The following is a 14,751-nucleotide window of genomic DNA, read 5'->3' on the forward strand; positions in this document are numbered from 1 at the left end:
CAAGAATTCTATGGTTTTACGCGCTTTCGCTTGAGACAAAGGATAATTACCTAACAAGCTCAATTATCCTTCTGGCCGCGTCCTGCATGAAGTCGAACGCTTCAACACCGATGGACCTCAGGATTTCCCGTCCGGCATCCTGGTTGGTGCCCACAAGACGGATTACAACTGGCACCGGGAAGCCGCCGCGAGCTTCATAAACATCCTTAAAGGCGTTGGCAACATCGTCGCAGCGGGTGATGCCGCCGAAGATGTTAATGAACAATCCTTTGGGTTGCAGGTTGAGAAGAATGTCCAGGGCCTTGGCAGTTGCTTCCCTGCCGGTGCCGCCGCCGCAGTCCAGGAAGTTCCTTGGAGTACCGCCAAAAGCTTGGAGAGTGTCCAGGGTTCCCATGGTGATGCCGGCACCGTTGGCCATAACAGCAATGTCGCCGTCCAGTTCCACGAAGGAAAGGCCCAGGTCCTTTGCCGCTCTTTCAGCCGGGGACTTGTCTTCAACGAAAGGCAGGTCCACCATGCGGAACATAGCGTCTTCATCGATGGTAACCTTAGAGTCAGCAGCGATTACTCTGTCGCCACTGAACACCAGCGGGTTGATCTCAACCAGTTCGGCGTCTTTTTCTTTGCAGATCTTGTAAAGGGTTTGAACTATTTTCACGATTTCTTTGCCGTGCGGGCCGTTTAAGGGAATGCCCATCCTTCTTACCACATCACGGGCGAAGAAAGGATGCATGCCGAGCTCCGGATCGATGTGCTTCTTAATGATGTACTCTTCCGGCTGCTCTTCAATGTCCATCCCGCCGTAAGCGGAAGCGATCATGACAGCCTGCTTGGCAGAACCGTCAATGGTAATTGACATGTAAAGCTCTTTGTCAATCTTTAATTTTTCTTCCACCAGGACGCACTCGACCGGCAACCCCTGGATGGTCATGCTGAGAACTTCTTCAGCAGCCTTTTTGGCTTCTTCCGGAGTGTTCGGAAACTTAATACCCCCAGCTTTACCTCTCTTGCCTGACAGCACCTGAGATTTTACTACACATGGACCACCAATTTCCGCAGCAATCTGTGCGGCTTCTTCCGGGGTTTTGGCCATTCTGCCTTTCGGAACCGGTAAACCGTATTTGGCAAAAAGCTCCTTACCCATGTACTCAAACATTTTCACAGGCTAAATCTCTCCTCTCCATTTTTGTTTTGGCGCTTTATTTTAAAAAAGATTTCCAATATTATTACCTGAAACTAAGACTTCGTTGCACAAGGACTTTTTCCTTCTATTTTTTAAAATTTATAAATATTCTGTCTTGCCTTGACTCCCCCCTTTTTGTCCCACCGTTCCTATAGAAAATAAAAACTCTACCTCTCCTTAAAGCATTAATTTTATGGAAGGTGGTATTCAATTTTTTTCTTTCATGATAACCCTTTGGCTTCTGCCAGTAAAACTACCCCCAGTCTCACCGGCTAATCCAGCAATAAAACCCTCTCTAAAAAATATTTCCTGGCTAATAATGGTCTATTTTTCTTTTTTAGTAACCTGAAAAGGGTGTTTTTTAGAGAAAATGGTATTAGCCCAACCTAAAATGCTTTACGGTCGGGCATTTTAAATATCACAGGTTGTTTTTAATAATCTTCCCCAAGGCCTGGCTTGTCTTTATAGACATCAAATTCCTCCAGGGAAATCTACCCCAGTAATACTCTTATTTTTTCTCTATTTTACTGCGTAAATCTTGATACCTTCTTGATAAAGGTCTCCACCCAGAGTATCGTTAACGACGACCATCGGGAAATCTTCAACAACGAATTCATGGACCGCCTCAGCGCCTAAATCCGGATACGCGATAACTTTGGCGCTTTTGATGCACTTGGCAATCAAAGCTGCGGCTCCGCCGATAGCAGCCAGGTATACTCCCTTGTACTTCTTCATCGCTTCGATTACTTCAGGTGATCTTTTGCCCTTACCTATGGAAGCCTTTAGACCCAACTTGTATAATTCGGGTGCGTATGGATCCATCCGGTAACTGGTTGTGGGTCCGCAGGAACCAACAACTCTTCCTGGCTTTGTGGGGCTTGGTCCCACGTAGTAAATAATCTGACCTTTGGGATCAAAGGGCAGTTCATTCACTTTCCCTGCTTTGATCAGATCTACCATTCTTTTGTGTGCAGCATCCCGGCCGGTATAAATGACACCGTTCACGAGAACCTGCTGTCCAATTCTGAGCTTTTCTACATCTTCATCTGTTAATGGAGTAGTAAGCCTGATCTGGGTCAATATTTTCACCTCCCCTTTTAATTCAGCTATCTCTCTCTTGGTAATATCTTATAGCACTACCTCTTTGTGCCTTGCCGCGTGGCAGTTAATGTTTACTGCAACAGGCAAACTGGCAATGTGGGCAGCGTAGGTTTTAATATGCACGGCCAGGCAGAAAGTTCTGCCGCCCAGCCCTTGAGGTCCGATGCCCAAATTATTTATCTTTTCAAGCAGTTCCGCCTCAAGCTTCGCCATTTCCGGATCTTCATTAACTGAACCAATCTCCCTTAACAGCGCTTCCTTCGCGATTAACGCAGCTTTCTCCATTGTGCCGCCAATGCCTACTCCTAAAATAACCGGAGGGCAGGGGTTCGGGCCGGCGTTTTTAGCCACTTCAATAACGAAGTTTTTCACGCCTTCCACTCCGTCGGCCGGCTTCATCATTTTTATCTGGCTCATGTTTTCACTGCCGCCGCCTTTGGGAGCGAGGGTAATTTTGAGGTTCTCACCCGGGACGATTTTGGTGTGAATAACCGGAGGTGTGTTATCGCCGGTATTTTTGCGCTCAAGCGGATGACCTACGATGGACTTCCTGAGGTAGCCATCAGTATATCCTTTTCTAACCCCCTCAGTTATTGCCTCGTAAAGATCTCCACCCTCGATATGGACATCCTGTCCCAGCTCCAGGAAAACAACAGCGTAGCCGCAGTCCTGACACATAGGGACCTGCTCCTCACGGGCAATCTCAGCATTCTTAATCAGAATCTGAAGTATTTCTTTGCCCGTGTTGGAGACTTCCGTTTCGCACCCTTTTTTGAAGGCCTCCATCACGTCTTCGCCAAGTAAGAAGTTGGCCTCCTGACACATTCTCGCTACATTTTCCGTAATAACGCTTGTGTTGATGGTTTTAATTTTTATTCCCCCCTTTGCTAAGTGTTGGTCCCAACAGGTAAATTTACTGCAAGATTTGTACCATTGACATAGTACCTATTACCATAGTCCTGCAGCACGATCATTCATTTGGCCAAAAAGCCAGCTTATTGCTGGCTTTTTGGCGGTTTTGACAATGACTGATCATAAAACTTATACTGTGATAAATAAGTAATATTTATTCGGATTTTGACAGCAAATATTCTAATTTTAAGAAACATAGACAGCTAAGGCATTGGGGTCAATGGCATTTCTTATTTTTATAAAATTTCTAAATTTTAATATTCGTGGGTTTTTGCCTTTTTAACTTGTTGTAAAGAGTCGCCAGCGAAATGTTCAAAGCTTGTGAAGCGCGCCTCTTTCCTTCAACCGTATTGCCGAATTTGGCCACGGCCTTGCGGATGAGCATTTCCTCCATCTGGTCGATGGTAATCAGTTCAATGTCACGGTCATGAGATATTCTAAACTGATTCATTTGTTGGCTTAGATTCTTCTTGTTGATAATTTCCTCATCCATTGTAACCATTACTCTTTCAATAACATTTTCAAGCTCCCGCACATTACCGGGCCAGTCGAAGTTGTAGAGCATTTCCTCTGCTTCCTTGGAAACCCCTCTAACTTTTTTGCCAAGTTTTCTGTTCAACTTGACAATCAGGTTGTCCAGAAGAACCGGCAGGTCCTCTTTGCGCACTCTTAGCGGCGGAATAGTGATTTCAACAACATTCAGTCGGTAAAAAAGGTCTTCCCTGAACTTGCCCTGCCGGATCAATTCCCGCAGGTTGCGATTGGTGGCAGCTATAACACGCACATCAACTTTTATGGTCTGGTTGCCGCCTACCCGTTCAAATTCCATTTCCTGCAGTACCCGCAGCAGCTTGCCCTGCAGGATAAGATTCATGTCTCCTATTTCATCAAGGAAGATCGTCCCGCTGTGGGCAAGTTCGAATTTTCCTATTTTGGATTTAACCGCTCCGGTAAAAGCGCCCTTGGCGTAGCCGAAGAATTCGCTTTCAAGCAGTGTCTCGGGTATAGCCGCGCAGTTTACTTTAATAAACGGGTTTTCCCGCCGCATAGAAGAAGAGTGAATGGCGTGAGCGAACAATTCTTTGCCTGTGCCGCTTTCACCCAGAAGCAAAACAGTTGTGTTGCTGCGGGCTGATTTCTCGGCTAAATTTATACATCTTTTCAGCTCGTCACTGTTGCCGAGGATATCATCAAATGTATATTTGCTGGTTGTCACCTGTCCTAATTTGTCTGTGAGACTTTCAATAATGGTAGTGCTTTTTTTCAGTTCTTCCATGATGTTCATGACATCGGTAAAATGCTGAAAAACTACGACGCCGCCTTCCATGATCCCGTCAACATTAATTGGTGCGGCATTGGAAACAACTTCAGCGTTGCTGCCGCCGACTTTAGTCCTGTGGCCGAAAACAAGTTTCCCTGTTTTTAGAACAGACGCCAGGGCGCCGTCTGGTGATGCTTCAAAAATATTCTGGCCGATCCTGTCTTTCTCAGAGATGCCTGTAACTCTTGAGAAGGCATTGTTTACGTATTGGATATTGCCGTTGATATCAGCTACCTCAATAGCTTCCTGCACTGAATCAAGTATGGCCGAGAGCTGACTTTTAACTCTCTTAATCTCCAGCAGCTCTTCCTTTTTTTCTTTTAAAATAGTTATAATCAAGTTGGCAGCCTTGGCTTCCATAAGTGCTGTCTTACTGCTAATGTTCTGTTGGATCTTATCACGCACTTCAGGCAGTCCGGTAGTTTCAATTATCACATCCAGATCCGGCAGGCTGAGAAGTTCATTAAAATCCCTGGTAACGCTAATACCTTCTTCTTGCGCAGCGACGATACCGGGCGCCTCCGGTTCAACGTCTGAGATGCCGACAATTTCAACTTCTTTTATTTCCTTGAGCATCCTTAATACGGAATAACCTCCGCGGCCACCGCCAACAATGGCCACCCTGACCAACTTCAACTGGTACCACCTCTTGTGCAAACGGTATTGTAAATAGTTTTCGACACTATTAAATGGCATCCTTCTAAAAGTTAAAAATTATTTTTATTTATTAGAATAAAAATAATTCGAACAAGTGTTTTAATATATGAATTTTGTGTTATAATTAAATGAACATTATTATAAAGGCAGGTGCTGCAATGGATTCCGACCTCACTCCCAAACAGGCGGCTATACTTGCTATGATTAAGAAAAACATAAAGCAGAAAGGCTACCCTCCCTCTGTCAGGGAAATAGGCCAGGCGGTAGGTTTAAGTTCCAGTTCTACCGTACATGCTTACCTGAAAAAGCTGGAAGCCAAAGGGTATTTAAGGCGCGACGCCACAAAGCCAAGGGCTATGGAGGTGCTGGACGATCCAGAAGGTGAAAGGGTTGAATTCGTGAACGTACCTCTCCTCGGCAAGGTTGCCGCAGGACTTCCCCTTTTAGCGGTTGAGAACAGAGAGGACCTCTTTCCGCTGCCGACCCATTTTACCGGAGCGGGTGAATTTTTTATGCTGACAGTACGCGGTGACAGCATGATCGAAGCCGGCATCTTTAACGGCGATATGGTTATTGTGAGGCAGCAGCATGACGCCAATAACGGCGATGTGGTGGTAGCGCTTTTAGATGAGGAGGCCACAGTGAAAAGATTCTTTAAAGAAAAAGACAGGGTCCGGCTCCAGCCTGAAAACAGTCTGATGGAGCCTATTTATACGTCTGACCTTAAAGTCTTAGGCAAGGTAATTGGTCTGGTGCGCCGCATTCATTGATTTGTCTGCCGGATTTAAAACGGCAGTGAATTAAACAGCAGTTTTCCTTTTTATTGATAGACACATAATAGAGGATGTTTTCCAAACACTTCGGAGAGCATCCTCTCTTTTTTGGCACATCAAACGTCACTATTATACTGTATATATTACATAATATATAGTATACAGTATTACTTATCCATAATACATAGAACTATATAAATAATATTAAAACAAAATGAACTAAATATTTTTGTTCATTATTTTATTAAATATAATGGTTTTCAAATAAGCAGAGACATATCAGTATATCTTGTTATTATTCCATAATGTGTCTGCCTGTGGTTTAAACTTTAGTACCAGTTATCAATATATCTATGTTGGGAGTGATTAATGAAATAGAATAAAAAAAATTATCAGAAATTAGCTTTTAGGAGGTAAAAAATGTCTTCAGTACACGTTGACTCAATGAAAAAAACCCTTGAGAAAGATACTAAACTAGCCATGATCTCACAATTCCTGGGATTCGCCATGGATGCTTATGATATGGCGCTGGTTATTGTAATGGCGCCTATGTTAAGTAAGCTTTTCGTGTCACCCAAAGGAAGTGAAGCCTGGCAGTATGTAGTTATTGTTTTGACTTATTCCATCACCATGGCTGCCCGCCCGGTAGGCTCAGCAATATTTGGCCACTACGCGGATAAAATCGGCAGGCGCATGCTGCTGATCTACACAATCGGCGGCGTAGGTTTAATGTCCGTTTTGGCGGCTTTTCTTCCTACATATCAGCAAGTTGGGGTCTTATCTTATGTCTTGTTTGCCGGCATTAGATTTATCATGGGAGTATTTTTCGGTGGTGAGTACGCAGTCGGCCACACCTTTGCCATTGAACACGCGCCCAGAGGTAAGCGCGGGATTATTGGCGGTTTCATCCAATCAGGTTTCCCTGCCGGCTATGTTGTAGCCTCAGTAGTTTTTGCCATTATTAATGCAGCTTTAGGCGCGGAAGCAATGTTGTCATATGGCTGGAGGATTGCCTTTCTTACCGGTGTTATACCTATTTTCTTAGCTCTTTATATCAGGGGATTTTTGCCTGAGTCACCCAAATTCGAAGAAGCTAAAGAAAGAGGAACTATAGAAAAGGCGCCGTTTATCAGCTTGTTTAAGCCCCCGGCACTCTGGACATTCCTGCAGGTGTTCTTTTTCATGACCGGACTCTTCCTTACTGATTACTCAGTATACGGATTCCTTCCGAATATTTTAACCCTTGGCGGGAGGGGCTTTGACGCGACTACATATAGTTTAATTTACGGCTTTGCCCTGTTTTGCGCCTTTCTCGGGTATAATTTCTATGGCTGGCTGTCAGAAATAGTCGGCCGGAGAAAACTTACCATGTACTACTGTGTTTTCTTAGTTGCATTTGGCGTTCCGGTGTATTATGTGCTCTACCACGCTGCTTTATCGCGGAATTTATTGATTGCCTTGATCGGGACCACCATGGCGGGCATGCTGAAGCTGGCCTGGGGTGTTGTCCCGTCATATCTCTCCGAAAGGTTCCCGACCAAACGGCGTGCTGTGGGAGTTGGTTTCGGCTATTCCTCCGGCGCGTTAATCGGCGCCTGGTTCAGTATCTATGTTTGGTGGGCTCATAGCATCCCGTTTATAAAAGCGATTGAAAAGGATGATATGTGGCTTTCACCTGCCGTAATTCTGACCGTCGGCGCGGTGATGACCTTTATTAGCCTGATTTTCAGCCCGGAAACAAAAGACGCTGAATTGAATTAAAAGCCTTATCTAAAAAAATGGCTGTGCCGGAAACAATCCGGTACAGCCATTTTTTTAGTATTTTTTAGTTTAACTCTTCAATTGAACTAATCAGATCCCTGCCAATAACATCGCTAAACTCTGTGTAAATTGGTCGCAGGACTTCCATCCACTCTCTTTTTTCATCTTCCGTCTGGTAATGTACCTGCGTGACTCCTGACTGAGCGACCATTTCCAGTCCCTCTTTGTTCATTTTGAGAGCTTGCTGGCGCTCCCATTCAGTAACCTCAGCCATTGTGCTCTCCAGCACCTCTCTGATATCAGGCGGCAGGCTGTTCCAGTATGCAGCGTTGGTCAAAACCACATAACCCATGTAACCATGGTTAGTAACAATTAAATAGGGCTGAACTTTGTACAAATTCTTGGTGCAAATGTTTGATATGGTGTTCTCCTCACCGTCGAAAGCCCTTGTTTCAAGAGCACGGTAAAGATCGTCGAAAGATCCTTCAACTGGTGTTGCCCCCAATTTCTCAAATTGCTTTTTCAGGACCTTACTGTTGATCATTACCCTGAAAGACAAGTCATTAAAATCCTGCGGGTATATGATAGGTTTCCGGCTGTTGGTAATCAATTTAAAACCGCTGTCCCAAAAGGCAAGAGACTGAATATTATTCTGTCTCAATCCCCCGTACAGTTTAACGCCGATATAACCGTTCATTGCTTCGTGAACTTTCTCCTCATTCATGAAAACATATGGCAGATCGAAAATCTGCCATTGTGGGAATTCTCCAGCCAGCTTGGAAGTAGCGGGAGCGATCATCTGAACAGCGCCGGACTGCAGCGCCTGTATCTCTTCGCCGTCTTTATAGAGGGTGGAATTGGGGAAAACCTGAACCTCCACCCTGCCGCGGGTGCGCTCTTTGACCAGTGCCGCATAACGCTCTGCGGCGAGGCCCTTGGGTGTGTTCTCAGCTACTACATGAGAAAACTTGATGACAATTTTCTCATCAGGGCTGACCTGTTCCTTATCAACAACTCTTTCGCCGCACCCTGGTGTCAAAATGAAAAATAGACATAAGCACAGGATTACGGTAATCTTGGTTTTCATTGATAATTACCTCTTATTCTTTTACCCGGTAGCGGTTAATTGGGCGCCCAATCGATCCATACTGCATACCGAGAACAATCCTGCCTGATTTCTCAAGAAAATCAAGATACCTTCTGGCGGTTACCCTGGCCAGGCCGACACCTTCAGCCACTTCCTCGGCGGATAATGATTTCCCCTCCTTTAAAAGAAAAAGGTAGATCTGTTTTAAGGTTAACTCATTAAGACGTTTTGGTATTTCCTCATCAAATTGCTGCCCCCTGCCCTTGGTTATGTTGTCGACTTCTGACTGATTCATCATAGTCTGGTGTTTAAAGCGGTTGTGCATGGTGGCATAACTTGTCAGCGCCGCTTTAATGCGCGCAAACTTAAAAGGTTTAATTATATAGTCTATAGCGCCGTAACGAAAAACATTTTGGATGGTTTTAGCATCCTGGGCTGCGGTAACCGCTATCACATCGGTAGGCAGGTCAAGGCGCCTGATTTCTTGCAGCGCGGCAACGCCGTCTATATCCGGCAGGTAGATATCAAGCAGAACCAGGTCCGGTTTTAGGGACTTGACCAGTTCAACAGCCTCCCGCCCGGTGCGGGCTACTCCCGCCACCCTGAAGCCCGGCACGGCGTCCACAAAACTCCTGTTTACTTCAACAACCATGGGGTCGTCTTCAATAATTAAAACTTCTATCTGGGACAACTATCCTTCCGCCTCCCGGTATTCATCTTTGGGCATAATAACAGTAAATTCAGCGCCGCCTTCTTCCATGTTATTGACGGTTATACTCCCACCGGCCAATTCAACATACCGTTTGACCAGGTAAAGTCCAATACCGCGGTTCATCGAGCCTTTGGTAGTGAACCCCTGTTGAAATATTGTTTCTCTCTTTTCTAATGGAATACCTGCTCCCCAGTCACGTACCATAATGACCAAATTATTTATATTATCAAAAATTGCAAAGTATATTTTTCTTCTTTCCTGTTTTTCTTCACGGACAGCGTCAAAGGCATTTTCGATCAAGTTGCCGATGACAGCTACCATATCGCCTGTTTCCAAACACGGCGGCAATCCGGATAAACTGGATTGCCGGTCAATAACCATGTTAATCCTTAGCTCTTTGGCTCTGGCGTATTTACCTAGAAGCAGCCCGGCTATACTGTGGTCAAATATGTTCTTTGACACGATCCTCGTTATTTCTTGCTGTTCTTCAGTAATATCAAATATATAATCAAGAGCCTGCTGGCTTTTGTCAAGCTGAATCAAGCCGGCTATAGTGTGGAGCTTATTCATATATTCATGATTTTGCACGCGCAAAGCTTCAATAAATGATTTGACTCCTGTCAGCTCCTCAGCCAGCCTGTTGGCCTCAGTTTTAGCATGAAAGGTTGCAACCGCCCCGATGATATAACCTTCAAATCTTATCGGCACCCGGTTAGCCAGAACCACAGTATTATTAATGATCATTTCGCTGTTTAAATGAGCCTGCCCGGTACTCAAAACCTCCGGCATGCGTGTGCCTGGGATAACATCACCGATATAACTTCCTATTATTTCATCCTCGTTCTTGCCGATTATGCGCATTGCCTCACTGTTTGCTATAGTAATCCTGCTCTTGGCGTCAATGGCGATCATACCCTCGCTGATAGCTTGAAAGATTGCCACACGCTCTTCCAGGAGCCTGGCAATTTCCTCCGGCTCCATGTTAAACATGGCGCTTTTAATTTTTTTAGCCAGGTAAAAAGAGCCTAACAGACCTATGATCATACCTATGCCCAGTGAGTAGTACAGCTGTGCCTGAATGTATTTAAGAAGACTTAACTTTGTTGGTGTCAGTACGCCGACAATGACCACGCCGACCTGGCGGGTGCCTTCATCTACTTTTATTGGCACAAACGCGCGCACTGACGGGCCTAAAACACCTTGCGCCTTTGATATGTATTCATTATTTGCCAGGGCCGGGCTGAGATCTGTGTCGGTAAATTTTTTGCCAATCCTGTCTTCAACCGGATGTGAATACCGGGTGCCTTCCATGTCAACCACCACCACGTATTCAACACCGGTAGCCAGGCGGGTACGTTCCACGATTGGCTGAATAATATTCTGGCCGCCCGGATTACCCACGTTTTTTTGGATTTCTTCAAACTGGGCCAGTGTCCTGGCAATGGCCATCGCTCTCATGCCCATTTCTTTTTCCAAGGAATCGGACATTCTTTCAACTACCACAAAAACACCTATGATAATAGAAAGAAAAACCGATCCAAATGAAAGAACGGCTATCTTGGTACTTAAATTATAATATTTTGGATTAATCTTAAGCATTATAAAGGCACTCTTTTTATGGCACTAAGTTGTTTTTTATGCTAAACCTTCAAATAAAGCTGGCGATTCTCCGCATCGTTGACAAAAGTGATAAATGCCTCAATAGCATACCCGCCTATACCCTGGGTATGCCTAATCTGGTATAGGTACCTGCTTAAATCAACACCGCTTAATTTAACCTCTTTAACCCGTCCCAGTTCCAAAGCTTCTTTAACCGCATATTTTGAAACAATGCTCACACCCAGGTTTGCTTCAACTGCGGTGATAACGGCCCTGGTACTTCCCAATTCCATTGTATGCGGGATCTTATCCAGGATCACACCTTTTTCAGCGAGTCTCTGCTCCAACGATCTTCTGGTGCCTGAACCCTGTTCGCGGAGGATCATTGATTCATCCTTCAGGTCATTAAGAGTGACCTCGCTTTGTTTTGACCATGGATGCGAGGGATTGACGATTAATATCAAATGATCCAACAGCCATGGTTGGCATTCAATACCTTCACCTTCCATGGTTGTTCCGGTAATACCAAGATCAATCTCTCTTTCCCTGATCCACCGGCTGACCTGACCACTGCCCGCAACCTTCAAAATCACCTGGATGCCTGGAAACTTTTCTTTAAAACCACCAATCATCAGGGGCAGCAGATATTCACCCGGGATAGTGCTGGCGCCTACCACAAGATGCCCGGTTTTCAGCCCTTTGAGGTCATCCAGCCCTGCTTTGATTCTGTTATAATGCCTGATCATCTGTTTTGCTTCAGGATATAATAGACGGCCCGCTTCGGTGAGCATTACTTTTTTATCTCCACGCTGAAACAATGCTACCTGCAGGTCTTCCTCCAGTGCTTTGATCTGAAAACTGACAGCAGGCTGGCTCATAAAAAGCTGACGGGCAGCCCTGGTAAAGCTTTGCAGCTCAGCTACCCAGATAAATGCCTCCAACTGCTTGAAATTCATCAAAACACCACCAGTTAATGGTTCTATTTAGTTTTTCGCCAAAAAAACTTCAAAACCTTCTGAAATTTTTATTTTTTTGTTATTTTTACATTTTCAGCACTTCACGGGCTGCGGCCATAACCGCCAATCTTACATACTCTTTTGAAAGTCCCCCCTGCAGGTAAACAGTATATGGCGGTCTTAACGGACCGTCAGCGCTTAACTCCAAAGAAGCCCCCTGAACAAATGTACCCGCCGCCATAACTACAGGTTCAGCGTAACCAGGCATTTCATTCGCCTCCGGGCGCACATGTGAGTCCACCGGCGAGGCCCCCTGGATACCCCGGCAAAAAGCAAGCATCTTTTCAGGTGTGCCGAGTTCAATAGCCTGTACGATATCATGCCGCCGCGCATTATACTCGGGAGAGACTTTGTATCCCAGCCTTTCAAACAATCTCGCAGCGAAAACAGCACCTTTAAGCGCTTCCGCCACAATATGCGGCGCGAGAAACAAACCCTGAAAAAGTGTCCTTTGATGCTCGCCGGAAGGCCCCACTTCGGCTCCTATACCTGGGGCGCTCCACCTGTTGGCGGCCATTTCGACATATTTTGTCCTTCCGGCCACATATCCCCCAGTTGGCGCCAATCCCCCGCCCGGGTTTTTAATCAGAGAGCCTGCAACCAGGTCAGCACCGGCTTCTACCGGCTCCTCCGTCTCAACAAACTCACCGTAGCAGTTGTCTACAAAAATGACAGTTTCAGGTTTAAGGTTCCTGACAAACCCTATAATTTGCTTTATAGCGCTGATTCCCAGAGACGGCTGCCGGCTGTAGCCGCGGGAGCGCTGCAGCATAATCATTTTGGTCCTGACGTTCAGGGCTTGTCTAATTCCTTCGTAGTCTAAGCCGCCTTCATTTAATAATTCCACCTGTTTATAAGTTACGCCAAGTTCTTTAAGCGAGCCAGGGGCATTCCCACGGATTCCGATCATCTCGCCAAGGGTGTCGTAAGGCTCCCCCTGTACCGCCAGGATTTCATCTCCTGGCCGCAGGACCCCGTAAAGACATAAAGCTATGGCATGGGTCCCAGACACAATCTGACTGCGCACTAGGGCGGCCTCGGACCTGAAAACTTCCGCGTACGTTTGCTCAAGAGCCTCCCTGCCCCTGTCTCCATAACCATAACCGGTTGCTCCTTTTAGGTGATAGTCGCTGACCCTGGTCTTTTGAAATGCGGCCAGTACTTTTTTGTGGTTGTGCATTGCAGCGGCATCGACAGCCCGGTATACTTCCTGTACTTCTTTTTCCACCTCTTCAGATAGTTTATCTAAGTCGGTTATCATATATGTGCAAGTATCTCCTTCATTAACTTGGTGTTTAAATCAGATCTATGGCGCCTGTTAAATCTTCTTTATGTATAACCATTAGATCGTCCCGGCTGAGATCACAATTTTTCTGCAGGAGTCTTACCGCCTGGCGCCTGATCGCCCTTTCAATCAGATTACGCACCAACCTGGCGTTGCCGCTGTGCTCATGCCTTTTATGTTCCCTTTCAATAATAAACCTGAATTCTTCCCTGGCGCCGTTGGAAAGAAAATACTGTCTCTGCTGCAGCATCAGATCGGCTATTGCCAGCAATTCATCGTTGCTGAAATCAGGGAAATAAATGTGTATGGGAAAGCGTGACCGCAAGCCGGGGTTTGTCTCTATAAACCAGTCCATTTCATCCTGGTAGCCCGCTAGGATCAAAATCAGATTGTCCCTGTGGTCCTCCATGCCTTTTACCAGGGCGTCTATGGCTTCCTTGCCGAAGTCCTTCTCGCCTCCCCTGGCCAGGGAATAGGCCTCATCAATAAAAAGTATGCCGCCCAGTGCCCTTTTTACCTGCTCTCTGGTCTTTTGGGCCGTATGCCCAATAAACTCACCCACCAGGTCTGCTCGCTCAACCTCAACCAGGTGCCCTTTGGGGAGTACTCCAACTTCTTTAAAAAGCCTGCCTGATATTCTGGCAACTGTCGTTTTGCCTGTGCCCGGGTTTCCTTTAAAAATCATATGCAGGCCCAGCGGTTCAGAGACAAGCTTTTCTTTCTGCCTTTTTTTTTGGATTTCCACGTAAGAGTAGATCTCTTCTATCAACCTCTTCACGCTGCGCAGGCCGACCAGGGCATTCAACTCCAACAATATTTCCCTGGCGTTCTTAAGTGAGTTTGGTTCATCCCCGCTGCGTGCAATTTTGAGATTTAGTTGGGCCGCCTGTGTTTTCCAGCTGGTCTCTGCCTTTATATCAGTGTTCTTTATATTCTCCTGGCTGTTCCATATCTTTACTCTCATAAGCCGCCCTCACCCCGTCTAATGCATCAATCATTACCATTATACGTCTGCGGTGAGTTTTTACGACCAAAAAGTAAAGCCCCTCAATGGGAGGGGCTGTCCGATGAGTTAGGAGCCCTTCGTTTCCGAAAAAACGGTGCTGACAGGTTTAAGCGGGCTGATCGTTGAAATCGCATGTTTGTAAACCATTAACTGCTTGCCGTCGCTTTCTAAAATTACTGTAAAATTATCAAAACCTTTAACCATTCCTTTTAACTGAAAACCATTGACAAGGAAAATGGTTACCGGAATATTTTCTTTCCTGACCTGGTTTAAAAAAGCGTCCTGTAGATTAATCTGAGGTTTTGTCATAACTTGGCCTCCCTCCGTTGGAATGTTGT

13 protein-coding genes are annotated in these 14,751 nt (G+C 45.7%); 2 read left to right on the forward strand and 11 right to left on the reverse strand.

Annotated elements, in window-relative coordinates:
- Nucleotides 1–46: 46 nt before the first annotated feature.
- From sucC to Pmgp_RS04290, 4 genes are all read right to left on the reverse strand, one after another.
- Nucleotides 47–1,162: an ADP-forming succinate--CoA ligase subunit beta gene (sucC, locus tag Pmgp_RS04275; RefSeq protein WP_134212737.1), complete on the reverse strand. Its 1,116-nt coding sequence runs from the start codon at nucleotides 1,160–1,162 to the stop codon at nucleotides 47–49.
- A gap of 540 nt (nucleotides 1,163–1,702) precedes the next feature.
- Nucleotides 1,703–2,263 (reverse strand): Fe-S-containing hydro-lyase, encoded by a 561-nt coding sequence (locus Pmgp_RS04280; RefSeq protein ID WP_134212825.1) that lies wholly within the window; start codon nucleotides 2,261–2,263, stop codon nucleotides 1,703–1,705.
- Nucleotides 2,264–2,311: 48 nt separating this feature from the next.
- Nucleotides 2,312–3,154 carry a fumarate hydratase gene (locus Pmgp_RS04285; protein ID WP_192902787.1) on the reverse strand — a complete coding sequence of 281 codons (843 nt, stop codon included), beginning with the start codon at nucleotides 3,152–3,154 and terminating at the stop codon, nucleotides 2,312–2,314.
- Nucleotides 3,155–3,443: 289 nt separating this feature from the next.
- Nucleotides 3,444–5,153: a sigma 54-interacting transcriptional regulator gene (locus tag Pmgp_RS04290; protein ID WP_134212739.1), complete on the reverse strand. Its 1,710-nt coding sequence runs from the start codon at nucleotides 5,151–5,153 to the stop codon at nucleotides 3,444–3,446.
- A gap of 179 nt (nucleotides 5,154–5,332) precedes the next feature.
- Here Pmgp_RS04290 and lexA point away from each other — a divergent pair, with 179 nt between their 5' ends.
- Together lexA and Pmgp_RS04300 are read left to right on the forward strand one after the other, a co-directional pair.
- Nucleotides 5,333–5,944: a transcriptional repressor LexA gene (lexA, locus tag Pmgp_RS04295; protein ID WP_134212740.1), complete on the forward strand. Its 612-nt coding sequence runs from the start codon at nucleotides 5,333–5,335 to the stop codon at nucleotides 5,942–5,944.
- Nucleotides 5,945–6,367: 423 nt separating this feature from the next.
- Nucleotides 6,368–7,708 (forward strand): MFS transporter, encoded by a 1,341-nt coding sequence (locus Pmgp_RS04300; protein ID WP_134212741.1) that lies wholly within the window; start codon nucleotides 6,368–6,370, stop codon nucleotides 7,706–7,708.
- 64 nt (nucleotides 7,709–7,772) lie between these two features.
- Here Pmgp_RS04300 and Pmgp_RS04305 read toward each other — a convergent pair whose 3' ends face one another.
- From Pmgp_RS04305 to hfq, 7 genes are all read right to left on the reverse strand, one after another.
- Nucleotides 7,773–8,795, reverse strand: coding sequence for a DctP family TRAP transporter solute-binding subunit (locus tag Pmgp_RS04305; RefSeq protein ID WP_134212742.1), 1,023 nt, complete (start codon nucleotides 8,793–8,795; stop codon nucleotides 7,773–7,775).
- A 13-nt stretch (nucleotides 8,796–8,808) separates the two neighbouring features.
- The gene (locus Pmgp_RS04310) at nucleotides 8,809–9,486 is read right to left on the reverse strand and encodes a response regulator (protein WP_134212743.1); all 678 of its coding nucleotides are present in this window, start codon (nucleotides 9,484–9,486) and stop codon (nucleotides 8,809–8,811) included.
- Nucleotides 9,487–11,106, reverse strand: a complete 1,620-nt coding sequence (locus Pmgp_RS04315; RefSeq protein WP_134212744.1) for an ATP-binding protein — start codon at nucleotides 11,104–11,106, stop codon at nucleotides 9,487–9,489.
- Nucleotides 11,107–11,147: 41 nt separating this feature from the next.
- Nucleotides 11,148–12,062, reverse strand: coding sequence for a selenium metabolism-associated LysR family transcriptional regulator (locus Pmgp_RS04320; protein ID WP_134212745.1), 915 nt, complete (start codon nucleotides 12,060–12,062; stop codon nucleotides 11,148–11,150).
- Between the two features lie 85 nt (nucleotides 12,063–12,147).
- Nucleotides 12,148–13,383, reverse strand: a complete 1,236-nt coding sequence (locus Pmgp_RS04325) for a methionine gamma-lyase family protein (RefSeq protein WP_134212746.1) — start codon at nucleotides 13,381–13,383, stop codon at nucleotides 12,148–12,150.
- A gap of 34 nt (nucleotides 13,384–13,417) precedes the next feature.
- Nucleotides 13,418–14,371, reverse strand: a complete 954-nt coding sequence (locus Pmgp_RS04330) for an AAA family ATPase (RefSeq protein WP_134212747.1) — start codon at nucleotides 14,369–14,371, stop codon at nucleotides 13,418–13,420.
- A 108-nt stretch (nucleotides 14,372–14,479) separates the two neighbouring features.
- On the reverse strand, nucleotides 14,480–14,722 hold the full coding sequence (hfq, locus tag Pmgp_RS04335) for an RNA chaperone Hfq (RefSeq protein ID WP_134212748.1): 243 nt from the start codon (nucleotides 14,720–14,722) through the stop codon (nucleotides 14,480–14,482).
- Between the last annotated feature and the right edge of the window lie 29 nt (nucleotides 14,723–14,751).

It is taken from the genome of Pelotomaculum propionicicum, from assembly GCF_004369225.1.
GTDB lineage: Bacteria > Bacillota > Desulfotomaculia > Desulfotomaculales > Pelotomaculaceae > Pelotomaculum_B > Pelotomaculum_B propionicicum.

Coding starts and splice junctions, on each gene's coding strand:
- lexA (WP_134212740.1), top strand. CDS start 5,333: ATGGATTCCGACCTCACTCCCAAACAGGCGGCTATACTTGCTATGATT.
- Pmgp_RS04300 (WP_134212741.1), top strand. CDS start 6,368: ATGTCTTCAGTACACGTTGACTCAATGAAAAAAACCCTTGAGAAAGAT.
- Pmgp_RS04305 (WP_134212742.1), bottom strand. CDS start 8,795: ATGAAAACCAAGATTACCGTAATCCTGTGCTTATGTCTATTTTTCATT.
- Pmgp_RS04315 (WP_134212744.1), bottom strand. CDS start 11,106: ATGCTTAAGATTAATCCAAAATATTATAATTTAAGTACCAAGATAGCC.
- Pmgp_RS04320 (WP_134212745.1), bottom strand. CDS start 12,062: ATGAATTTCAAGCAGTTGGAGGCATTTATCTGGGTAGCTGAGCTGCAA.
- Pmgp_RS04325 (WP_134212746.1), bottom strand. CDS start 13,383: ATGATAACCGACTTAGATAAACTATCTGAAGAGGTGGAAAAAGAAGTA.
- Pmgp_RS04330 (WP_134212747.1), bottom strand. CDS start 14,371: ATGAGAGTAAAGATATGGAACAGCCAGGAGAATATAAAGAACACTGAT.
- hfq (WP_134212748.1), bottom strand. CDS start 14,722: ATGACAAAACCTCAGATTAATCTACAGGACGCTTTTTTAAACCAGGTC.